The organism is Schumannella sp. 10F1B-5-1 (assembly GCF_006517535.1).
Classification (GTDB): Bacteria; Actinomycetota; Actinomycetes; order Actinomycetales; family Microbacteriaceae; genus Schumannella.
This window is the reverse complement of record NZ_VHQH01000036.1, coordinates 490,672-512,390: the sequence shown is the minus strand read 5'-3', so window position 1 is coordinate 512,390 and position 21,719 is coordinate 490,672. Positions and strand designations below refer to the sequence as shown.

The 21,719-nt window shown below is 72.0% G+C and carries 15 protein-coding genes, 1 tRNA gene and 1 pseudogene; 6 read left to right on the top strand and 11 right to left on the bottom strand.

Annotated features, from left to right (window positions below; translation table 11 throughout):
• Positions 1–12: 12 nt before the first annotated feature.
• On the bottom strand, positions 13–573 hold the full coding sequence (locus tag FJ658_RS07985; protein ID WP_141144820.1) for a hypothetical protein: 561 nt from the start codon (positions 571–573) through the stop codon (positions 13–15).
• Between the two features lie 231 nt (positions 574–804).
• On the opposite strand from FJ658_RS07985, the gene FJ658_RS07980 reads away from it, so the two are divergent.
• Positions 805–1,437 (top strand): hypothetical protein, encoded by a 633-nt coding sequence (locus FJ658_RS07980; protein WP_141144819.1) that lies wholly within the window; start codon positions 805–807, stop codon positions 1,435–1,437.
• A gap of 45 nt (positions 1,438–1,482) precedes the next feature.
• Here FJ658_RS07980 and FJ658_RS07975 read toward each other — a convergent pair whose 3' ends face one another.
• From FJ658_RS07975 to FJ658_RS07965, 3 genes are all read right to left on the bottom strand, one after another.
• On the bottom strand, positions 1,483–2,334 hold the full coding sequence (locus FJ658_RS07975) for a carbon-nitrogen hydrolase family protein (protein ID WP_255447623.1): 852 nt from the start codon (positions 2,332–2,334) through the stop codon (positions 1,483–1,485).
• Between the two features lie 103 nt (positions 2,335–2,437).
• On the bottom strand, positions 2,438–3,439 hold the full coding sequence (locus tag FJ658_RS07970) for an amidohydrolase family protein (protein WP_141144817.1): 1,002 nt from the start codon (positions 3,437–3,439) through the stop codon (positions 2,438–2,440).
• Positions 3,439–4,440, bottom strand: a complete 1,002-nt coding sequence (locus FJ658_RS07965) for a 4,5-dihydroxyphthalate decarboxylase (RefSeq protein WP_141144816.1) — start codon at positions 4,438–4,440, stop codon at positions 3,439–3,441. Before FJ658_RS07965 ends, FJ658_RS07970 begins: the two co-directional genes overlap by 1 nt.
• Positions 4,441–4,557: 117 nt before the next feature.
• Here FJ658_RS07965 and FJ658_RS07960 point away from each other — a divergent pair, with 117 nt between their 5' ends.
• Positions 4,558–5,193: a TetR/AcrR family transcriptional regulator gene (locus FJ658_RS07960; protein ID WP_141144815.1), complete on the top strand. Its 636-nt coding sequence runs from the start codon at positions 4,558–4,560 to the stop codon at positions 5,191–5,193.
• Positions 5,194–5,394: 201 nt separating this feature from the next.
• On the opposite strand, the gene FJ658_RS07955 is transcribed toward FJ658_RS07960, so the two are convergent.
• From FJ658_RS07955 to FJ658_RS07945, 3 genes are all read right to left on the bottom strand, one after another.
• Positions 5,395–5,471, bottom strand: a tRNA-Met gene (locus tag FJ658_RS07955).
• 62 nt (positions 5,472–5,533) lie between these two features.
• Entirely contained in the window at positions 5,534–8,458 is a 2,925-nt protein-coding gene (locus tag FJ658_RS07950) for a UPF0182 family protein (protein WP_181408377.1), read from the bottom strand.
• A gap of 144 nt (positions 8,459–8,602) precedes the next feature.
• Entirely contained in the window at positions 8,603–9,733 is a 1,131-nt protein-coding gene (locus FJ658_RS07945; protein ID WP_141144814.1) for a PDZ domain-containing protein, read from the bottom strand.
• A 143-nt stretch (positions 9,734–9,876) separates the two neighbouring features.
• Between FJ658_RS07945 and FJ658_RS07940 the strand changes: the two genes are divergently transcribed.
• Positions 9,877–11,229: a zinc-dependent metalloprotease gene (locus tag FJ658_RS07940; protein WP_141144813.1), complete on the top strand. Its 1,353-nt coding sequence runs from the start codon at positions 9,877–9,879 to the stop codon at positions 11,227–11,229.
• A 112-nt stretch (positions 11,230–11,341) separates the two neighbouring features.
• Positions 11,342–12,208 (top strand): annotated as a pseudogene (locus FJ658_RS16830) (TOMM precursor leader peptide-binding protein); the annotation flags it as partial.
• Here the strand turns inward: FJ658_RS16830 and FJ658_RS07930 are convergent.
• Both FJ658_RS07930 and nudC read right to left on the bottom strand, forming a co-directional pair.
• The gene (locus FJ658_RS07930; RefSeq protein ID WP_255447622.1) at positions 12,135–13,877 is read right to left on the bottom strand and encodes an ATP-dependent helicase; all 1,743 of its coding nucleotides are present in this window, start codon (positions 13,875–13,877) and stop codon (positions 12,135–12,137) included. The pseudogene FJ658_RS16830 and the gene FJ658_RS07930 sit on opposite strands and share 74 nt — an antisense overlap.
• Positions 13,878–13,881: 4 nt before the next feature.
• Entirely contained in the window at positions 13,882–14,856 is a 975-nt protein-coding gene (gene nudC / locus FJ658_RS07925) for an NAD(+) diphosphatase (protein WP_181408376.1), read from the bottom strand.
• 127 nt (positions 14,857–14,983) lie between these two features.
• Here nudC and FJ658_RS07920 point away from each other — a divergent pair, with 127 nt between their 5' ends.
• Positions 14,984–16,003 (top strand): phosphotransferase, encoded by a 1,020-nt coding sequence (locus FJ658_RS07920; protein ID WP_141144809.1) that lies wholly within the window; start codon positions 14,984–14,986, stop codon positions 16,001–16,003.
• Between the two features lie 29 nt (positions 16,004–16,032).
• On the opposite strand, the gene FJ658_RS07915 is transcribed toward FJ658_RS07920, so the two are convergent.
• Positions 16,033–17,379, bottom strand: coding sequence for an MFS transporter (locus FJ658_RS07915; protein WP_255447621.1), 1,347 nt, complete (start codon positions 17,377–17,379; stop codon positions 16,033–16,035).
• An 86-nt stretch (positions 17,380–17,465) separates the two neighbouring features.
• Here FJ658_RS07915 and FJ658_RS07910 point away from each other — a divergent pair, with 86 nt between their 5' ends.
• Complete coding sequence (locus FJ658_RS07910) at positions 17,466–18,329, top strand: LysR substrate-binding domain-containing protein (RefSeq protein ID WP_141144807.1); 864 nt, start codon at positions 17,466–17,468, stop codon at positions 18,327–18,329.
• Here the strand turns inward: FJ658_RS07910 and FJ658_RS07905 are convergent.
• On the bottom strand, positions 18,289–21,672 hold the full coding sequence (locus tag FJ658_RS07905; protein WP_141144806.1) for an ATP-dependent DNA helicase: 3,384 nt from the start codon (positions 21,670–21,672) through the stop codon (positions 18,289–18,291). The two genes, FJ658_RS07910 and FJ658_RS07905, sit on opposite strands and share 41 nt — an antisense overlap.
• Between the last annotated feature and the right edge of the window lie 47 nt (positions 21,673–21,719).

Here is a 21,719-nt window from a genome sequence, read left to right as displayed (position 1 = left end):
ACGCGCCTCGCCTCAGCACTCCTCCCCCGTCTCGCGCAGCGCGACGACGCGCAGCGGCGACGAGGACCGCGCCCGCTGCAGGTCGACCTCGACGATCCGGGCGCTCGGCTCGCTGAGATCGCGCTGCCGTGGATCGTCGTCGGTCAGCCGCACGAGTCGGGCCCCGCTGCCGTCGATGCAGGCCTGGGCCACGACGCGCCCGATGCGACCGTGTCCCGCCGTGAGGGAGAGCACCTCGACCGCCGTGACCACGGTCGGGCCCACCTGCACCCAGCCCTCGGCCCGCATCCGCTCGGCGTCGGCCTGCTCGCGCTCGAATCGATGGGCGCCGACCAGCCCGCGCAGCGACGCGGGGGCGACCCAGCCGAAGGCGCCGACCTCGTCGGCGCGCTCGCGATAGCGCCGCAGCGCGGTGTGGGCCTCCTGCTGCGCCCGCAGCTCGAGCCGGGCGCGCTCGGCTCCTTGTTCCGGCGCGGGCGCGCCCTCGCTCGCCGCGCCGTCGCCGGCCACGCATCCGGTGAGAAGCAGACCGCCGATCACGGCGAGGGCGAGGAGCGGGAGGCGTGCGGGCATGCCGCCGACGGTAGGTCGGCGGCCGCCCCCGGGAGCGCCGGAGCGGACGAACTGTGCACACCGGAGCCGGCGGCGGTCTGGGGAGGAGAGCGCCCGTCGCCGCGGCCGATATCCGACATCCATCGCAGAACGTCCCCCGCACTGGGGAGGATCGGGGGCGAACAGAACGGTTCACCGCCTGCCTAGACTGTCCCAACCCGAAGCCCCGAACTTCACACAGACAGGCCTGCTATGACGCACCTCGACCTGGATGCGGTCATCGACGTCGTCGTCCGGATGATCATCGACGACGGCTTCGACCGTGTCGACCTGCGCTCCATCGCCCGCCACCTCGACTGCTCCGAGGATGAGCTGACCGCCCTCGTGCCGAGCGTCGAGTGGATCGTCGTGCGCACCCTCGAGCGCGAGACGAACCGGATGCTGCACATCGCCCTCGACAACATCAGCCGCGATCCGCGCGGCGGCATGCTCTCGCGCATCTACTACTACGTGCTCATCTCGGTCTACGAGAACCCGTTCATCCGGCAGCTCTATCTCGCCGATCCGCGCTCGCTCGGCCGGATCGTCAGCGCGATCGACGGTTTCGAGTTCCAGCCGCGCACCGCGATCCCCGAGCAGCTGGTCTTCGACCTGCAGGAGGCCGGGATGGTGCGCCACGACAGCCACCCGCCTACCGTCTCGGCCATCCTCACGGCGCTCTCGGCGGGGCTGGCGCTGAGCGCCGCGACGGTCGATTTCGACCGCGCCGCGCGCGGCATCGAGGAGGCGCTGCGCGAGCTGGTCGACACGAATGCCGCCGACACCACGCGGGGCAAGGAGATCTACCACGCCTACGCGCAGGACCTCGCCTCGACGTTCAGCTGACGACGGCGGCTCTCGCCCGCTCACAGCCGGCGAGCCGACCGCACCTCAGTCGCGCGGCTCGACCCGGAACCGCCGCAGCGCGAGCGCCGGATTCACGGTGCGCACCTCGGCGACGCGCGCGCGGCTGATCCGGGCGACCGCGATCTCGGTCTGCTCCCCCAGTCCGGCGAGCTGCACGCCCATGGGGTCGACGATCATGCTGCTGCCGGCGCCGATCGGCGGGGCGTGGTCGGCCGCGGCGACGTAGACGGTGTTCTCGATCGCGCGCGCCGTCACCAGCGTGCGCCAGTGGAACTCCTTGAGCGGCCCGCGCACCCACTCGCTGGGCAGCAGCACGAGCTCGGCGCCGGCGTCGACGAGTCGTCGCGTCACCTCGGGGAAGCGCAGGTCGTAGCAGGTCTGCAGGCCGACCGGCACACCGTCGACGTCGAATACGGCAGGAGCGCCGATCTCCCCCGGCACGATGCGATCGCTCTCGCGGCTGCCGAAGGCGTCGTAGAGGTGGATCTTGCGGTAGGTCGCGAGCACCGCATCCCCGTCGACCGCGACGAGGGTGTTGGCGAAGCGCTCGGTCTCGCCCGGGATGCGCTCCGCCAGCCCGGCGACGACGACCGCGCCCGTCTCGGCCGCGAGCCGCTGCAGGCCGGTGACGAACGGGCCGTCGAGCTCCTCGGCGTTCGCGATCCAGCTGAGGTCGAGCGCAGGCACGAAGTACGACGAGTACTCGGGCGCGACGATCAGACGGGCGCCCGCCGTGGCCGCGCGTCGGCCGAGCCGCTCGATCGTCGCCAGGTTCTCGGCACCGTCGGCTCCCGGAGCGAACTGCAGCACGGCGACGCCCAGCTCGGCGGCGCCGGCGTCGACGACAGGCGACGGGTCGGAGGGGAACTCGCTCACCCCTCCAGAGTAGAGGCCCGTCGCCGAGCCCATCGGACGGGGCTCGCACGACGAAGGGTCCGGATCGTGACGCATCAGACCCCTGTGACGCGGCGGTCTCGCGTCAACGCCGGATCCTCGCTCTCAGCGCCTCCCAGTTGCCGGAGGCAATGGCATCGGCCTCCGGGTCCGACACCGGCGCACGGTCCAGGAAGTCGCGCGCTCCGGCCGTCGACGCCGCCTCGAACGGGTAGTCGGTGGCGAACAGGATCCTGTCAACGCCGATCACCTCGGTCGCCCATCGCAGATACCGTTCGCTGAGCATCCCGCTCGGGGTCACGGAGAGGTGCGTCCGCACATACTCGTCCAGGGTTCGCGGCAGCCGCGCGAGCGCGGCAAGGGGGGCGGCGCGTTCCAGGTAGAACAGCACCGTCTCGCCCCAGTGCCCAACCACGAGTCTGAGTCCGGGATGACGGTCGAAGACCCCGGAGAGCACGAGTCGCAGCACCTGCACGCCGGCGTCGTAGTGCCAGCCGATGGCATGCGTGGCGAACCCTGACGCCACAGCGTCCGGGAGCCCGTCGTAGTACGCCGAGCGCACCGCCGCCGGCGGCGACTGCGGGTGAAGATGGAGGGGCACGCGGAGCTCTTCGGCGGCGGACCAGATCGGCTCGAGCGCCGGGTCGTCGAGACCACGGTCACCAGTGCGCCCGTAGAGCATCGCGCCGTCGAGGCCGAGTCGGCGCACGGCCCGGACGAGCTCATCGGCAGCGTCGTCCGGTGCGGAGGTCGCGAGCGCGGCGAGTCCCTGGAAATGCACGGGGTCATCGCGCACCGCCGCTGCGAGCCGGTCGTTCGCGACGCGCTGGAGGGCGACGGCCTCGTTGACCGGCAGGTTTTGCAGACCCGGCGTGGTCAGCGACAGCACCTGCACGTCGACCCCGGTCGCGGTCATCGCCGCGCGGCGCTCGTCGCCGACCTCAAGCAGACGCCGGCCCGTCTCGCCGTCCGCAGCGGGCCCGAATGCCAGGTCGCGATCAGCGGGATCGAGCCGCGTCCACGCGTCGAGCAGCTCCGGGATCACCACATGCTCCTCCAGCGCGATCACGCGCGTTCCGGTCAGCATCAGGTGTCCAGCAGCGACGGCACCATGATGACCTCGCTCGTGAGCAGAGCACGCGAGAGCCCCTGCTCGTGGTGGTACCGGAGGAAGGTATCGACGGCCTTCCGGTTCCGCTCCACGCCGTAGGGCCACCAGTCGTCGCCGAAGATCCGGCGGTTCTCCGCGAAGTGCGCGCTGAACCACGGGGTGATGACGCCCATGTGCTGCTTCGACGCCTGATCGAGGTACCACGCCTCCGTCGCGTCCTTCGCGGCGAGGTACGCGTCGTAGAGCGCCCGCGGCAGCTCGGGGTACTCGGCGACGAGCTCCTTCCGGATCGCCACGACGTGCATCATCGGGAAGATCCCGGTGCGAGCGTGGTAGTCGCGCTCCACCTCCGGGTAGTCGGGCCAGAGCCGCCGGATGCCGGTCGGCGAGCCGTCGAGCAGCCGCTGCGGCACGTCGACGGAGAGCAGCGCGTCGATCTCGCCGGACTCCAGCAGGTCGGCGAGCGTTGCGCCGTCCGGCGCGTGCTCGACCTGCACACCCTCCGGCACCGGCTGCGGGATCCAGTCGAATGCCGGAACGGGGTGATCCGTGCCGCCGATCATCCACCGGCACTGATCCGGCGTCACGCCGTACTCGTCGGCCAGCAGGCCCTTCATCCACACGCCAGGGTCGCTTCCCCACAGCGCGAACTCGCCGATCGTCCGCCCGGCGAGATCCTCGGGCCGCCGGATGCCGCTCCGCTCGGACACGAACAGCGCCTCGTGACGGAAGTTGCGGTTCGGGAAGATCGGCAGCGCCAGGTACGGCGACGCCTCCGTGTCCCAGCTCCGCAGGAAGTACGTCAGACCGTATTCCGCCACATCCAGCTCGCCTCGAGCCATCTGCTCGAACACGTCCGAGATCAGCGCCGAGGTCGTGAACACCGGGTCCACCCCGGCGATCGGGATCTCCCCGTCGAATACCGCCCGCGTGTGCTCGTACCGGTAGCCGCCGATCTTCAGCGTCACGTCGCTCATCTCGTCGTCCTCCATCCGGCCATCTCAGTGAATGACCATTCGCGGAATACGATGCGCCTCGATGCGGAGTGTGTCAAGATGAATCATCATTCGCTGATGCGAGATCCAGGAGATGAGATGCCGAGGATCACGGACGAGCGACGGGCGCAGCGCCGGGCCGCGATCGTCGCGGCGGCACGACGCTGCTTCTCCCGCAACGGCTTCCACCAGACCTCGATGCCCGACATCGCCGCCGAGGCCGGCGTCTCCACTGGCGCGCCGTATCGATACTTCACCGGCAAGGACGAGCTCATCCTCGAGATCGCCGGCGACGCGTTCCACCTGATCTTCGCCCCGCTCGAACGCGCGGTCGATCGCGGCGAGCCCCTCACCGTCGCCGATCTGATCCGGGCGTCCGTGACGAGCGCGAGCGACGACGTCGCCGTCGACGCCTCCGGAGCGCCCGTGCCCGTCGGGGAGCTGCTGAACTGCGCGGTGCAGGCGTGGGCCGAGCTGCTCCGCGACGAGCACCTGCGCGCACGCGCGACCGCCGGCTTCGAGACGATGCGCGCCGAGATGGCCGCCGCGCTCCGACGGGGACAGGAGTCCGGGCGCGTCGACCGGCACCTCGACCTCGATCACACGACCCGGGTCGTCATGGCTCTGCTGCACGGGTTCGTGCTGCAGCGCACGGCCTTCGGCCTCTCTGACCCGGAGGGATTCCTCGACGATCTCGACGTCGTCGTCGCCCCACTGGGACTCGCGGGTCGCTGAGGGTCGCGGGTGAGCGGGGAACCCCGTGGTGGAAGCATTCCGGCGAGGAACGCGTCACCGCTCCCGCACGAATCCGCGTCGATTCGAGAACGAGACTTGGAGCCTGGGCACGAACCGATCACGCCTCAACGCGCTGTAGCCAGAGTTGTCGTCATTCGCGAAACGAAAGGGCCCCAGTCGACGACTGGGGCCCTTATCTCTTGGTTGCGGGGACAGGATTTGAACCTGCGACCTCTGGGTTATGAGCCCAGCGAGCTACCGAACTGCTCCACCCCGCGGTGCATGAACGAGCCTAACACGGGTCGCGGGGTGCTCATGACCACGGGGTGAACGATGCGGGCTACTCCCCCGACGCGGCGATCGCCCGCTCGACGGCCGACTGCATCTCCTTGTCGGCCTCGGCGGCGGCGACCAGGTCGCCGTCGGCGTAGGCCTGAGTGCGCTTGTCGAGCGCGGCCTGGTAGTCGGCGAGGGCGGCCTTCACCGCGGCCTCGTCGGCGGTTCCGGTTCCCGTGCCGGTTCCGGTGTCGCCGCCCGAGCCCGTGTCGCCGCCGGTGTCGCCGCCGGTGTCGGTTCCGTCCCCGGTATCGGTGCCGTCACCGGGTTGCACGCCGGTGTCGCCGGCCGAGGCTCCCGAGTCGCCGCCGAACAGCGCATCCAGGGCCTGATCGAGGGTGTCCTCGAACGCCACCTGGTCGCCGAAGCCGACGATCACCTTGCGCAGCAGCGGGTACTTCGTGCCGGTCGTCGACTCGACGTACACCGGCTGCACGTAGAGGAGGCCGCCGCCGACCGGCACCGTCAGCAGGTTGCCGAGCCGCACATCCGTGTTGCCGCGCTTCAGGAGGCTGATCTGCGGTGCGACGTCGTCAGAGGTGTTGAAGGTGTTCTGCACCTGACCGGGGCCGGGCACCGTATCCTGCTTCGGCAGCGTGAGCAGGGTGAGCTTGCCGTAGTCCGGTCCGTAGTCGGCGTTCGCCGTCAGATAGCCCTTGAGCACGCTGCGCGACTCGCTGGATGTCGAGGCCGGGATGAACGTGGAGTACAGCGTGAACGCCGACTTGTCAGTTCCCGGCACCTTCATCGTCAGGTAGTAGGGCGGCTGCTTCTTGTCCTCGTCGGAGGTCGGGTCGTTCGGCGTCGTCCACTGATCGTCGCGCGAGAACCAGGTGTTCGGGTTCGTCACGTGATACGTCTCGAGGATCGAGCGCTGCATCTTGAACATGTCCTCGGGGTAGCGGACGTGCTCGAGCAGCTGCTCGCTCATCTTGCTCTGCGAGGTCAGGGTGCCGGGGAAGATCTTGCCCCAGGTCTGCAGCAGCGGGTCCTTGTCGTCCCAGGCGTAGAGCGTCACCTTGCCGCTGTAGGCGTCGACTGTGGCCTTGACGCTGTTGCGGATGTAGTTGACGTCGTCGAGCGCGTACTCGGGCTGAGGCGTGTTCGTGTCGGCGATGGCCGACGAGAGCTGCTCGGTCTGCGAGTAGGGGTAGTCGGCGGTGGTCGTGTAGCCGTCGACGATCCAGAGCACCCGTCCGTCGACGACCGCCGGGTAGGCGTCGCTGTCGAGCGTCAGGTAGGGCGCGACCTGTTTGACACGCTGCAGCGGGTCGCGGTTGTAGAGGATCTGCGAGTCCTTCGTGACGTAGTTCGAGAGCAGGATCTGCTCCGAGCCGAACTTCATCGCGTAGATCAGCTGCTTGAAGGCGTTGTCGAGCTTCGGGCCGCCGTCGCCCTGGTAGGTGTACTTGCGGGCGGCGCTGTCGTCGTCCTTGTCGCTGGCGGGGTAGTCGATCTCGACCGGCTTGGCGTCCTCCGAGGCGCCCACGATCGAGTACGACGGCGACGACTCGCCGAAGTAGATGCGCGGCTCGTACTCGCCCAGCTGTCCGGTGGTCGGGATGCCCGACTCGATGAACTTCGGCTCGCCGCTGTCCTCGCGCTGGTTGCCGTAGGCGGCGACGACACCGTAGCCGTGCGTGTAGACGACCGTGTCGTTGATCCAGCCGCCGGCGCTCTGATTCTTCTGGTCGAGCTCGCGCACCGCGATCACGGTGTCCTGCGTCTTGCCGTCGATCGTGTAGCGGTCGACGTCGAGCTGCGACTGGAACTGGTAGTACTGCTGCACCTGCTCGAGCTGCGAGAAGGTGGGGCTGATCACGTTCGGGTCGATGAGGCGGATGCTCGCGGTGGTGTCGGCGTCTTCTCGCAGCGCGCCCTGAGTCGCATCCGTCGTCGCCTGGTAGGCGACCGTGTCGATGCCCGAGATGTTGTACGCATCCTGCGTCGCTGTGATGTTGCGCTCGATGTACTCCTGCTCGAGCGCCTGCTCGCTCGGCTCGACCTGGAAGCGCTGGATCAGCGCCGGGTAGACGGTGCCGATGACCAGGCTGGCCACGACGAGCAAGCCGGTGCCGATGATCGGCAGACGCCAGCGGCCGATCACCGCGGTGACGATGCAGAGCATGGTGACGATGGCGAAGGCGATCGCCAGGATGAGCTTGCCCGGGATGACCGCGTTGACGTCGGCGAAGGTCGCACCCGTGAACAGGTTGCTGACGCCGCGCGAATCGGTGAGCGTCGAGAACTGGTCGAAGTAGATGCTGACGCCCTGCAGCAGCAGGAACACCGCGGCGGTCACGGCGATCTGCACGCGCGCAGCCCGCGTGATGCGCACCTCGCGGTTGCCGACGCGGATGCCGCCGTAGAGGTAGTGGGTCGCGAGCATCGCGATGCCGGCGACGATCACGGCCGCCGACGCGTAGCCGAGGATGCCGTGGTAGAAGGGCAGCTCGAAGACGTAGAACGAGTTGTCGAGGCCGAACTGCGGATCCTTCACGCCGAAGGAGGTGCGGTTGAGGTACTCGAGCACGGTCTGCCAGCGCATCGAGGTCGAGACGCCCATGAACAGGCCGAGCACGGCCGGCACGCCGAACATGGCGAGACGGCGCAGCGGCTCGATGACCTGCTGGTAGCGGTCGAGCTGGGCGCTGAGCTTGGCGTAGACGGGGCGCGCGCGGAAGGCGATCTGCACGCTGACGAACACCGGGACCGCCATGCCGAGGAAGCCGACGAGGAACATCACGACCGTGGCGATCCACTGGGTCGTGAGCACGTTCTGGTAGCCGAGCTGGTCGAACCAGAGGAAGTCGCTGTAGAGGCTCGCGAACGCGAAGAACGCGACGACGATCACCGCGAGGATGACGGCGGCGATCGCGATCGTGCCGCGCAGTCGAGAGCGAGCAGGCCGGGGTGCAGTGGCGGTCACGAGAGTGCTCCTGTGGGTGTGCGCCGGTGCCGAGACGCCGCGGCGTGCTCCGATCCTAGGCGCGCACGCCGGGCGGTCTCTGCGAGATCGCCGGGGGCGGACAGGCGCGTCGCCGAGCCGACGCCGCCCGGGCCCGGCTGCGGCTCAGCTGCCGCAGGTCGGCAGCGCCGCGCGTCCCTTCCCGCTCGAGATCGCCTCCACGGCGGTCTCGGCCTGCTGGAGGGTCTTCACCGAGTAGACGGTGAGGCCGTCGGGGATGTGGCCGACCACCTCGTCGCAGTTGGAGGCGGGAGCCAGGAACCACGTCGCCCCGGCTCGCTCGGCGCCGTACATCTTCTGACGGATGCCGCCGATCGCGCCGACCTGGCCGTCGGCGTCGATCGTGCCCGTGCCCGCGATGTGCTCGCCGCCCGTCATCGCGCCCGGGGTCAGCTTGTCGACGATGCCGAGGGCGAACATCATGCCCGCGCTCGGGCCCCCGACCTTGTCGAGCTTCAGCTCGACGTCGATCGGGAACGAGTAGTCGATCTTCGTGTAGACGCCGACCGCGACGGTGTCGCTGCCGTCGGCGGCCTTCGCCGCGGCCGGCACGATCTCGACCGTGCGCTCCACGCCCGAGCGGCGGATCACGAGGGTCACGGCCGTGCCGTCGTCGTGCTTCGCGATGATCTCGCGCAGCGCATCCAGGTCGCCGATCTGCTCGCCGTCGGCCGAGATGACGACGTCGCCGTCCTTGACCTTGCCGGCGGCGGGGCTGCCCTCGCTGGTGCCGACGATCTCGACCGAGCCGGTGACCGGGTAGTCGAGGCTGCGCAGGGCGGCCGCGATGGCCTCCTGCTGCGAGTTCTGCATCTCGACCCGGCTCTGCTCATCGACCTCGTCGTCGCTGACGCCCTCGGGGTAGATCGTCTCGAGCGGCACGACGGCCTCGGCCGGGTCGAACCAGGCGAGGGCGACATCCACCCAGTTCAGCTGCTGCTCGCGCGAGCCCAGGATGTTGACGGTCAGCAGATCGAGGCGGCCGTCGGTGTCGTAGGTCGTCGCGCCGTCGATCGAGATCAGGGGCGTCTGCTTGCCGTCGACCTTCTGGCTGCCGAGGGTGTCGTAGACCGGTCCCGGTCGCTCGATCACGTAGGGCGCCGGGGTCATGCCGACCACGAGCGTGCCGATCACGCCGACGATCAGCAGCACCCAGCCCACGACGACCGAGCGGGGGGCGCGACGCCGCGGCGCGGGCTCGATCGGCGGGGCGGGGGTGTCGGTGAGGAAGGTCATGCGCGCCGTCTCGGGGATCTCGTGGCGGGAAGGAGGAGGACCGACGCGCTCACCTCTGCTGTTCGCCAGGGGCGCACGGGAACCGGCCCGGAAAGCCCCGTTCTCCCGGCTCGGCCGGCGAGGCGGAGGCTAGCGTAGTCGGCATGTCTGAGGAACCCCGCCCGAGCGATCCCGGCGATGAGGAGTTCCGCGAGATGCTGCGGCAGTTCCTCGCGGGAGGCGGCGAGCTCGACCCCGCCAAGCTGGCCTCGGCGGCCGGCCTGCCGTCGGACCCGGAGCTGCTGAACCGCCTGATCGGCCAGCTGCAGCAGGCCCTGCAGAACTCGGCCGACGGCATCGACTGGAACGTCGGCGTCGAGCAGGCGACCCAGCTCGCCACCCGCAGCAGCGTGGTGTCGACGCCCGGCGAGCGCTCGGCTCTCGAGCAGGCCCTGCACGTGGCGGCGCTGTGGCTCGACGAGGCCACCGAGATCACGTCGCTGACGGCCGAGCCGGCTCTGCTCAGCCGCACCGAGTGGGTGAAGCGCACGATGCCGGTCTGGTCGCAGCTCGCGGCCCCGGTCGCCGACTCGATCGCGACGGCCCTCACCCAGGTGCTCGACGACGAGGGCATGGGCGACACCCCGGGCATGGAGGGCGTGGCGCAGAGCGCCGGCCGCATCATGCGGAACGTCGGCGGCACGCTCTTCGCGATGCAGCTCGGCCAGGTCGTCGGGCGCCTCTCGACCGAGGTCGTCTCGGGCGGCGACGTCGGCATCCCGCTGCTCGACGGCGAGACCACGCAGGCCGCCCTGGTGACGCAGAACGTGCATGAGTTCGGCCGCGGCCTCGACATCCCCGACGACCAGGTCGCGCTCTACCTCGCGGTGCGCGAGCTGGCGCACGCCCGGCTGTTCCGGCACGCCAAGTGGCTGCGGCTGCATCTGCTGACCCAGATCGCCGAGTTCTCGCGCGGGGTGCGCATCGACACCGAGCGGCTGCAGGAGCTGGCCGCCGACTTCGACCCGGCGAACCCCGAGGAGCTGCGGGATGCGATGACGAGCGGCGCGCTGATCCCGCCGAAGTCGCCTGAGCAGCAGGCCGCGCTCGGCCGGCTCGAGACGATGCTCGCCCTCATCGAGGGCTGGGTCGACGTGGTGACCCTGCAGGCGACCTCGCGCCTCCCCCGCGCCGACGCGCTGGCCGAGACGATGCGCCGCCGCCGCGCGACCGGAGGCCCGGCCGAGTCGGCGTTCTCGACGCTCGTCGGACTCGAGCTGCGCCCGCGCCGGCTGCGTGAGGCGGCCGCGATGTGGCAGTCCGTGACGGATGCGGTGGGATCGGAAGGGCGCGACGCCCTGTGGGCGCACCCCGACATCCTGCCCGGCAGCCAGGACATCGACGACCCGTCGTTCCTCGTGACCCGGCTCACCGGCGGACTCGGCGAGCAGGACGACGACGTCGACCGCGCCCTGGAGGAGCTGCTCGGCGACGAGGGCGAGCGCCCGACCGAGTAGCGCGTGGCCGTCGCCCGGGCGGCTGGGCCGGGCGTAGCCGGGCCGGGCTGTGCCGGGTCCGCCCTGTGGACGGTTCGGCGCACGCGTGCGCCGCTCGGCGCAGGATGGCGCCATGGTGCTGCTGCTCGACCCCGACATCCCGCTGCTGTGGCGCACGCCGCAGTCGGCGCAGCTCGGTGCGCTGCGGGTCGTGGCGCGTCTCGACGCCGTCGGCCGGGTCGAGGAGCGTCTGATCCAGGCCCTGCGCGGCGGCGCGGATCCGGCGGCGCTGGCGGTCGTCGCCGAGCAGGCTGGAGGCTCGGCCGCGGACGCGGACGAGATGCTGCGGCGGCTCGGCCCGGCGGTGCTCTCGACGGCGCCCGGCGGTGCGGCAGCGCCGGGGCCGGGATCGGCGCCGGGCTCGCGATCGGTGCCGGATCGGGACGGATCGCGCCCTGCCCGGCGACGGGAGCGGGCCGCGCTGTTCGGTGAGCTGCCCTTCGGTGCCGAGCTCGCCTCGGCCCTGCACGAGCGCGACCTGCTCGCCCGGCCCGGGCGTGCCGGCGATGCGCGGCTGGCCGTGGTGCTCGCCGCGTGGATCGTGCCCCCGGCCGTCGCGGGGCACTGGCTGCGGCGGGATGTGCCGCACCTGCCGATCGTGCTCGCCGACGACACGCTCGTGATCGGTCCGCTCGTGCAGCCCGGAGCGTCGGCGTGTCTGCACTGCGTGCACCGTCACCGCGTCGACGACGATCCCGCCTGGCCGGCCCTCGCCGCCCAGCTGCTCGATCGACCGGCACCGCGGATGGACGGGCTGTCGCGGGCCCTCGCTCTCGCCCACGCGGGACGGATCGTGGCATCGACGCTCGTCGACGAGAGCCGGATGCGCGGCGTCGAGCTGCGCGTCGACCTCCGCGACGGCGCGATCAGCGAGCGGACCTGGATGCCGCACCCGGAATGCCGCTGCGCAGCTCGTCCAGGAAGCGGCTGGGCGCACGACGACGCCCCGGGCCCGGAGTGTCGTCGGACCCCGGCGATGCCGACCAGCTCAGCCCGAGCTGTCGCCGCGCCCGCGTGATGCCGACGTAGAGCAGCCGCCGCTCCTCGTCGATCGCGTCGAAGCCGCGCGCGTGCACGATCGGCAGCAGTCCTTCGCTCAGGCCGATCAGGTGCACCGCATCCCATTCGAGGCCCTTCGCGCTGTGCAGCGTGGCGAGCGTCACCGCCGCGATCGCGGGCTCGTGCTGCGCCTGCTGGCGCTCGAACAGCTCGTCGACGAAGCCGCGCAGCGTCGTGCCGTCCGGTGCGGCGTCGGCGAGCTCGACGATCGCGTTGAGGAGCTCCCAGCGCTCGCGTTCGGCCGGACCGGCCTTCGGCGGCTCGAGGGTCCACCCCGCGCTCTGCAGCACATCGCTCACCGACTGGAAGAGCGGCTCGCGCCGGGGCGTCTGCGACACGCTGCGCAGCTCGAGCATCGCGCGCTGCACGGCGGGGTGGTCGAAGAAGCGCGACGAGCCGAGCACCCGGGTCGCGATGCCGCGGGCCGAGAACGCCTGCTCGAGGGCCGCGCTCTGCGCGTTGACCCGGTAGAGCACCGCCACGCGGTCGGCCGGGATGCCCGCCGCGAGCTGCTCCGCCACCTCCGCCGCCACGGCGTCGGCCTCGGCGCGGTCGTTCGCGTGCTCGGTGACGACGGGCGGCTCGCCGCGATCGGCGGGCGTCGCCGGGTGCAGCTCGAGCGCGCCCGGGCGACCGCGCATCAGCCGGTTCGCGAGATCGAGCACCGACCCGGTGGAGCGGTGGTTATTCTCGAGGCGCACGACCGTCGCGTCGTCGTAGCGGCCGCCGAAGCCGAGCAGGTACTCGCTCGTCGCCCCGGCGAAGGAGTAGATGGTCTGGCTTGCGTCGCCGACGACGCAGAGATCGGTGCGCGGACCGAGCCAGAGCTCGAGCAGCCGCTGCTGCAGCGGCGAGACGTCCTGATACTCGTCGACGACGAAGAAGCGATACTGCCCGCGCACCTCGTCGGCGACGGCGGGTTCGGCGTCGAGCATCCCGGCCATGACGAGCAGCACGTCTTCGAAGTCGATGCGCCGCTGCTCGTCTTTCAGCGTCTCGTAGGCGTGATGCAGGCTCACCATGGCGCTCGCGCCGAGCCCGCCGGGCAGCGGACGCGAGTGCGCCGACCGCTCGTAGGCGTCGAGGGTGAGGCCCGAGACCTTGCGCCACTCGATCTCGCCGGCGACATCGCGCAGCGCCGCCTTGTCGAGTCGCAGCTTGAGCCGCTCGGAGGCCTGCGCCAGCACGCCGGCCTTGCCCGGCAGCACCCGCGGAGGCAGGCCGCCCGCGATCGTCGGCCAGAAGTAGTTGAGCTGCGAGAGGGCGGCCGCGTGGAAGGTGCGCGCGGCGACGCCCCCGGCGCCGAGCCCGCGCAGCCGGGTGCGCAGCTCGCCGGCGGCGCGCGCCGTGAAGGTCAGCGCGAGGACGCGGTTCGGCGCGTAGGCGCCGGTCTGCACCCCGTGCGCGATGCGGTGCGTGATCGCGCGGGTCTTGCCGGTGCCGGCGCCCGCGAGGATGCAGACGGGGCCCAGCAGGGTCTCGGCGGCGAGACGCTGCTGCTCGTCGAGGCCGGCGAGCAGATCGGGGGCGCCCGGGTCGATCAGGCTCACCGGCTCACCAGCTGTCGTCGCCGAGGTCGCCGCCGTACCACTCCTCGATGATCGCGCGGGCGATCGAGCTGCGACCGGGCAGCCGCAGGGTCGCGTCGGCGACGGCCGCCGCGAGCTCGGCGCGGGTGAACCAGCGCAGGTCGAGGATCTCCTCGCCATCGGGACGCGTCTCGACGCTCGCGCCGTCGGCGACCCGCGCGAGGAAGCCGACCATGAGCGACGCCGGGAACGGCCACGGCTGGCTGCCCAGGTAGCGCGGCTCGACGACGCGCACCCCCGACTCCTCGAACACCTCGCGCTGCACGGCCGCCTCGAGCGACTCGCCCGGCTCGACGAAGCCGGCCAGCAGCGAGAAGCGATCGGCCGGCCAGAGCGCGTTCGAGCCGAGCAGCAGGCGGTCGTCGGCGTCGATGACGCCCACGATGATCGCGGCGTCGGTGCGGGGGAAGAACTCCTTGCCGGTGTCGGCGTCCACCCGCACCCAGCCGCCCTGGCGCAGCTCGGTGGCGCGACCGGATGCGGGAGCGAAGCCGTAGGAGCGGTGCCAGTTGGCCAGGGCGAGGGCCTCGGTGAAGATGCCGGCGTCGCGCGTGGACATCTCCGCGCCGAGGCGACGCAGGTCGCCCCAGGCGAGATCGCGCCCCGACTCGCGGGCGCTGGCCAGCGCGCGCTCGGCGGCGTCGTCGTCGGTGACGACCAGCGCGATCACGGGCGCGTCGAGGTCCGCATCCGGAGCGCCCGCGAGCGTGCGCCCCAGATAGAGCGCGAAGCCGCCCTGCGCCGCGGTCGTCGCGGCCGTCGAGGCCGGCGGCAGCAGCACGAGAGCGGCGCCGTCGACGAGCGCCTGACCGTCGTGCAGCAGCACCGTGCGCGCGCCGGGTGTCGCCAGCAGCTCGTCGATCGGCGTCGCTCGCGTCAGATGATCGCGGTCGAGCTCGGCACGGGCGAGGGTGAGCCGCTCGGCGAACGACGGGGTCACGGGGCCTCCTGGCTCGCCGACGGGATGCGTCGGCGCTTCGCGGATGGATGTCGGCCTGACTGCGGAACGGGCGGGCACGGGCGTGGCGCGGGCTTCGCGCGGGGCTCGCCGACCTACCCTGTGGGGCATGGCCAGAACCCCTCTCACTCTAGCCGCGCTCGCCACCTCGGCTGTGGCCGGGCTCGACGTGGTCGCGGCCTCGCGGATCGGCGCCGCGGGCGGCGACTTCGACACCGCTCTGCTGAGCACGCGCGACGAGCGCTGGTTCGTCGTGCGGGTTCCGCGCACCGAGGCGGCGGAGTCGCGCCAGTCGGCCGACCTGCTGGCGCTCGGCGCGCTGACGGCCGGAACCCGGTCGCGTCTGCCCTTCGAGGTGACTACACCGGCGGGCCAGACCCCGGTCGACGGCACGCGCGCCGTCGTCTACGAGTTCGTCGGCGGATCCAAGACGCCGGTCTCGTCGCTGACCGCCGATCTGGCCGCGTCGATCGGCCAGGCCATCGCCGCCATCCACTCGCTGCCGACCAGCTGCGTCACCGAGGTGGGCCTCCCCTCGCTCGGCCCGGTGCACGCGCACCAGACCTCGGGTGCGCTCGTCGCCAAGGCGATCGAGACCGGTCTGCTGCCGGCCGCGCTGCGCGAGCGCTGGGAGGGCGCCCTCGCCGACGACCGCCTCTGGCAGTACCAGCCCACCGTGATCAACGGCGACCTCGGCGCCGACACCGTGCTCAGCCACGCCGAGCAGGTCGTCGGCGTGCTCGACTGGCACGAGCTGCGCGTCGCCGACCCGGCGCGCGACCTGGCCTGGCTGTTCTCGGGCCGCCGCAGCGAGCTGGCCGAGACGGCCATCGCGGCCTACCTGCAGGCGCGTCCGGCCGCGGACCGCCAGATCGGCGCGCGCGCGAGCTTCTACGCCGAGCTCGAGATCGCGAGCTGGCTGCTGCACGGCACCCAGACGCGCAGCACCGACATCGTCGACGACGCGGTGCGGATGCTGCACGGTCTGGTCGACGACGTGCAGTCCCAGCTCGGCAACCAGCTCGGGCCGCCCACCGCGCCCGTTCTGGCCGTGACCGACGTCGAGCAGCTGCTCGACGGCATCGAGAAGGACCGCGTCGAGAAGGACCGGGTCGAGAAGGCGAGCTGAGGCCCCGGCGCGAGCAGAGGTTCGCGCACTCAGATCGCGCGCGGCACGATCCGCACGAAGCGTCCGCGCCACGGCAGCGCGAAGGTGAGTCCGAGGCGCCCGCGGCGGGCGAGCACGATCGCGACGGTCGTCGCCGTGAGCGCGGGCACTCCCCCGGCGACGACGAAGGCGACGGTCGGCCCGAACGATTCCGCGATCGCGCCCATGAGCACGCCGCCGAGGGCCTGACCGCCGACCACCGTCATGAGGTAGAACGACATGATCCGCCCGCGGATCGCCAGGTTCGTCGACAGCTGGGTGAGCGACTCGGCTCCGGTCGCGAAGGTCACTCGCGTGATGCCGATGCCGACGAGCGCGCCGAGGAACACGAGCACGATGGGCGCGACGCCGGCGAGCATCGTGACCACGCCGTACAGGATGGCGGCGCCGACGATCGCCCGCAGCCGCAGCGCCCGGCGGCGCGTCGAGAGGATCGCGCCGATGAACGCGCCCACCGCGGCGAGCGAGCTGTAGAGCCCGTAGCCGGCGGCGCCCGTGTGGTAGCCCTCGTTCGCCGCCGCCGTGAACAGCACGGGCAGGTTCATCCCGAAGATCGCGACCGAGGCGAGCACGACCATCGGCCACAGGATGGTGGGCTTGCGCACGAGGTAGCGCAGCGCCTCGCGGATCTGGCCCGGCGCCGCGGGCGTGCGTGCCACCGCGATGAGCTCGTGGCGCCGCATCAGCACGAGCGCGAGCACGGCGACGAGCGAGGTGCCGGCGTTGATGGCGATCGAGACGCCCGACCCGACGAGCACGATCAGCACGCCGCTGATCGCGGGGCCGAGCAGTCCGCCGAGGTGGAAGATCGTCGCGTTGATGCTGATCGCGTTGCGCAGGCGGTGGGTGCCGACCATCTCGGCCACGAACGCCGAGCGCGACGGCCCGTCGATCGCCATCGAGACGCCCGTCACCCCCGCGACGACGAAGACGTGCCACGCCGCGATGGCGCCGGTCAGCACGAGCACCGCCAGCACGGCGTTGGCGATCGTGCCGACGCTCTGCGTCGCGATGAGCACGCTGTGCCGTCGGAACCGGTCGGAGATGACGCCGGCCCAGGGCCCGAGCAGTAGTGTGGGGGCGAACTGCAGGGTCACGGCCAGGCCGACCAGCGCGACATTGCCGGTCAGCTCGAGCACGAGCCAGTCGATCGCGATGCGCGCCATCCAGCCGCCCGTGTTGGCGAAGACCTGGCCCAGCAGGTAGAGCCGGTAGTTGTGCGCCCGCAGCGCGCTGACGGTGTCGCGCCAGCGGGGCCTCTGCTCCAGCACCGGGATGGGCTCGGTCACGGTCGGATCGACGATCGGCGCTGCGCTGCGGGCGGGTCGAGAACTCACCCTCCCAGATGACCACATCGGGCATCATTGCTCGACCCGATCACCGCTATTAGTCTCATTGAGTTCATCAATGACGGGAGCCCAGGATGTTCGATCCGCAGCTGCTGCGCACCTTCGCCGCCGTGGCCGAGACCCTGAGCTTCACGCGCGCCGCCGAGCAGCTCGGCCTGAGCCAGCCGACCGTCAGCCAGCACGTGCAGCGCCTCGAAGCCGCCGCCGGCCGGGCGCTGGTGCAGCGCGACACCCGCCAGGTCGCGCTGACCGACAACGGCCGCGCGATGCTGGGATTCGCCCGCGGCATCCTCTCGGCGCACGACGGCGCCGCGGCCTACTTCAGCGGCTCGGCCATGCGCGGCCGTCTGCGCTTCGGATCGGCCGACGACCTCGCCCAGACCGAGCTGCCGCGCATCCTGCGTCGATTCCGCCGCGTGCACCCGCAGATCACGCTCGAGCTGACGGTCGCGCAGAGCGGGATGCTCGCCCGTCGCCTGGCCGCCGGCGCCCTCGATCTCGTGTTCGTGAAGCAGGAGTCCGGGCGCGCCGAGGGCCGGCTCGTCCGCCGCGAGCGGCTCGTCTGGGTCGCGCACCGCGACCTCGAGATCGACCCGGACGCCCCGCTCCCCCTGGTCGCGTACCAGGCGCCGAGTCTCTCGCGGTCGGTCGCGATTCAGGCGCTCGAGGATGTGGGCCGCAGCTGGCGCATCACCTGCACGGTGCGCGAGATCAACGGTGTGCACGCGGCCCTGCGCGCCGGGCTCGGGGTCACGGTGCTGCCGCAGAACCTCGTGCCCGAGAACCTGCGCGACGTCACCGCGCAGCTCGGGCTGCCACTGCTGCGCGAGATCGACTTCACCCTGCTCGACAATCCCCGCGCGCCGCGCGAGCCGGTCGAGGCGCTCATCACCGCCATCACCGGCGGGGATGCACCGCCTCCGCGTCGCCCGGCGTGAGGCGGGTCATCGCAGCCTGCCAGCGGGCGGCGAGCTCCTCGGCGTCGTCGACCCGCTCGGGGCGCAGCACCTCGTCGTCGGCCACGAAGTAGAACGCCGCGTCGATGCGCTCGGGATCGACGCCGCGCCAGCGGGCGTAGGCGAGCCGGTAGAGCGCGAGCTGCAGCTGCTTGAGCTCGCGGTCGCGCGCATCGCGAGGCGCACGGCCGGTCTTCCAGTCGACGATCTCGAAGCGCTCCGAGCCCGGCTCACCGTCGGCGTAGACGGCGTCGATCTTGCACACGACCGTGCGCCCGCCCAGCGGCAGGTGGATCTCGCGCTCGACGTCGACCGGGCGCCGCGCCGCCCAGGGCGAGGCCTCGAAGGTCGCCCGCAGCTGCGCGAAGCGCTCGGCGTCGACCGCCGTGAGCCGATCATCGTCGCCGCCGTCGAGCTCGGTCGCGAGCGCATCCAGCTCGTCGAAGCCGGCCATGGCGGCATCCGGATCGCTGCGGTGCTCGACCCAGGCGTGGAACAGCGTGCCGAGCCGGGTCGCTCGATAGGGACGCTCGGGCATCGGGCGCCGCAGCTCGGCGAGCACGGCGGCGGGGTCGTCGACCCAGTCCTTGAAGCGCGAGGCCGGGATGCGCTCGGGCACGACGGCCGCATCCGCTCCGGCGAGGCGCTGGCGACGCTCTTCGAGCAGCAGCTCCACGTCGCGCGCCCACGCGCCGGCGTGCTCCGGGTCGGCGCGCCGCACGTAGTCGGCGGCGGCCTCCACGCGCGCCCGCCGCGAGCCGAGCGGCTCGCGCGGCCAGGCGACGCGCTCGGGCTCGACCGCCAGCGGATTCGTCTCGTTGACCGGGGCCTCCGGCAGCGCCTGCAGCAGTCCAGCCTCGGCGAGCTCCTGCAGGAACGCTCCGGGCGCGCGGGACTCCTTCTGCGACGACCAGAACGACCCGGTGAGCAGCAGCCGGCGGCGCGCGCGCGTCACCGCGACGTAGGCGAGCCGGCGGTCCTCGGCGAGCTGATCGGCCCTGAACTCGGTCTTGAAGCCCTCGATGCGCCTCTTCAGCTCGGCGCGCGTCTCGACCGTGCGCCAGTCGAGCGGCGCGAGCGCATCGGCGTCGCCGCGGAACTCGTAGGGCAGCTGGCCGAAGGCCAGCCATCCCGAGGCGTCGCGCACCTTCGACGGCATCTCGTCGGTCACCAGGCGCGAGACGGCGACGAGGTCCCACTCGAGACCCTTCGCGCCGTGGATCGTGATGATCTGCACGCAGCCCGGCTCGGGCGGATCCGAGCGCGGCGACAAGCGTTCGCGCGCCTCCGCCTCGCGCAGCCAGCCGAGGAACGCCCGCAGCGAGGCCTGCTGGCCGATCTGCTGGAACCCCGCGAGCGCGTCGAAGAACGCCTCGAGCACCCGCCCCGAGCCGGCGCGCGTCTCGTTGGCGGCGGCCTCGATGTCGAGGCCCAGCTCTTGGATGACGATGGTCACCAGATCGTCGAGGTCGAGGCGCACGCGGCGCCGCAGCCCGGCGAACAGCGTGCCCGCCTCACGGAGTCGCCGCAGCCCCTCGTCGCTGAAGCCGCCGAGCGCGCGGTGATCGTCGCGCGCCGTGGCGACGAAGTCGAGCGCGTCGACCAGCGACGCGCTGTCGTCGTCGGCGAGCGAGCCGCGCAGCGCCCGCACGACCTCCGGATCGAGCGGCTGCTGGGCGAGGTCGCGACGCTCGAGCCAGCGCGCGAGCTCGTGCAGCGCCGCCACGTCGGCGGTGCCGAGCCGCCAGCGCGAGCCCACCAGCAGGCGGATGAGCTCGGAGTTCGCCCGCGGGTCGTCGAGCACGGCGAGCGCGGCGACCAGGTCGGCCACGAGCGGCTCGGCCAGCAGGCCGCCGACGCCGAGCACGTGGTACGGCACTCCCGCCGAGCGGAACGCGCGCAGGAACTGCTCGAGCGTGGCGCGCGCCCGCAGGATGAGCGCGGCCGACGGCGGCGTGGCGACGCCGTCGACGTCCTTCCACTCCCCCGGATCGGCCAGCCGGTCGCGGAACCACGCCGCCACCGCATCCGCCTCGTCGACGACCGTCTCGGGATAGCGCAGCTCGATCGGATGCTCGTCGGCGCCCGGCCGCGCGCCCAGCTCGCGCACCGCGACCGAGGCGCCGCGCCCCGCGCCCCCCGCGAGCGGCGCGATCAGCACGTTGGCGGCGTCGAGGATGCGGCGGCCGTTGCGCCAGCTCGTGCTGAGGTCGAAGCGCGCGGCGGTGGGCGCGGATCCCGGCGTCCGCGGAGTCCCCGTCTCGGTCCGGTCGTCGCGATCGCGGTCGGGGTCGCGGTCGCCGAACCAGGCGCCGAACTGCGCCAGCCCCGCGGCGCTCGCGCCGCGCCAGCCGTAGATCGACTGGTTCGGGTCGCCGACCGCCATGACCGGATGCGCGCGGAACAGCCCCGCGAGCAGCCGGGTCTGCACGACGCTCGTGTCCTGGTACTCGTCCAGGATGACGACGCGGTACCGCGTGCGCAGCTCCTCGACGACGTGCGGGTTGGCCTCGACGATGCGCAGCGCCGTCGCGACCTGGTCGCTGAACTCGATCGCCGCGCGCTCGCGCTTGGCGCGCCGCAGCTCGAGCGCCAGGTCGAGCAGCGCGGGGAGGGCGGCGACCCGCTCGATGATCCCGAGCTCGCCGTCGCCCCTGTAGGCCTTGGTGCCGCCGAGCGGCAGGTCGCGGAGGGTGCCGAAGTCGGCCGACATGGCACGCACCGCCTCGGCATCGGCGACGTTCTCGCCGAGCTGGTTCGAGAGCGTGACGACCGCGGTCGTGAGCACATCCACCGACTTCTCGGTGTCGGCCAGGCGCAGGTCGGCGCTGCGCGCGACGAGCTCGCGCGCCATCAGCCAGGTCGCCGCCTCGCCGAGCAGCACCGCGTCGCCGTCGTAGCCGACGAGCGGCGCGTTGTCGCGGAAGATCGCGCTGGCGAAGGCGTTGTAGGTCGCGATCGTCGGGGTGTCGAGCAGATCGGCGGCGGGGTCGTCGACCGCGTCGGCGCGCTCGGGCACGAGCCCGATCGCCCGCAGCTGCGCGATGCGGCGCCGCATGCGCTCGCCCAGCTCGCCGGCGGCCTTGCGGGTGAAGGTGAGCCCGAGGATCTGCGCGGGGTCGACGAAGCCGTTCGCGACCAGCCACAGCACGCGCGAGGCCATCGTCTCGGTCTTGCCGCTTCCGGCGCCGGCCACGACGAGCGCCGGCGCGAGCGGCGACTCGATCACGGCCACCTGCTCGTCGGTCGGCGGCGGCAGCTCGAGCGCCGCGGCGATCTCGCGCGCCGAGAGCCGGGGCACGAGCTCGCGCGCTCCGTCGCTCACTGCGACGTCCGTCGCCGCCGTCGCGGGGTCAGTCCTCGTGTCCGAGT

Excerpts from the sequence above, each read along its gene's own strand:
- FJ658_RS07980 (WP_141144819.1), top strand. The coding sequence starts at position 805 with ATGACGCACCTCGACCTGGATGCGGTCATCGACGTCGTCGTCCGGATG.
- FJ658_RS07960 (WP_141144815.1), top strand. The coding sequence starts at position 4,558 with ATGCCGAGGATCACGGACGAGCGACGGGCGCAGCGCCGGGCCGCGATC.
- FJ658_RS07920 (WP_141144809.1), top strand. The coding sequence starts at position 14,984 with ATGGCCAGAACCCCTCTCACTCTAGCCGCGCTCGCCACCTCGGCTGTG.
- FJ658_RS07945 (WP_141144814.1), bottom strand. The coding sequence starts at position 9,733 with ATGACCTTCCTCACCGACACCCCCGCCCCGCCGATCGAGCCCGCGCCG.
- FJ658_RS07965 (WP_141144816.1), bottom strand. The coding sequence starts at position 4,440 with ATGAGCGACGTGACGCTGAAGATCGGCGGCTACCGGTACGAGCACACG.
- FJ658_RS07985 (WP_141144820.1), bottom strand. The coding sequence starts at position 573 with ATGCCCGCACGCCTCCCGCTCCTCGCCCTCGCCGTGATCGGCGGTCTG.
- FJ658_RS07910 (WP_141144807.1), top strand. The coding sequence starts at position 17,466 with ATGTTCGATCCGCAGCTGCTGCGCACCTTCGCCGCCGTGGCCGAGACC.
- FJ658_RS07970 (WP_141144817.1), bottom strand. The coding sequence starts at position 3,439 with ATGCTGACCGGAACGCGCGTGATCGCGCTGGAGGAGCATGTGGTGATC.
- FJ658_RS07940 (WP_141144813.1), top strand. The coding sequence starts at position 9,877 with ATGTCTGAGGAACCCCGCCCGAGCGATCCCGGCGATGAGGAGTTCCGC.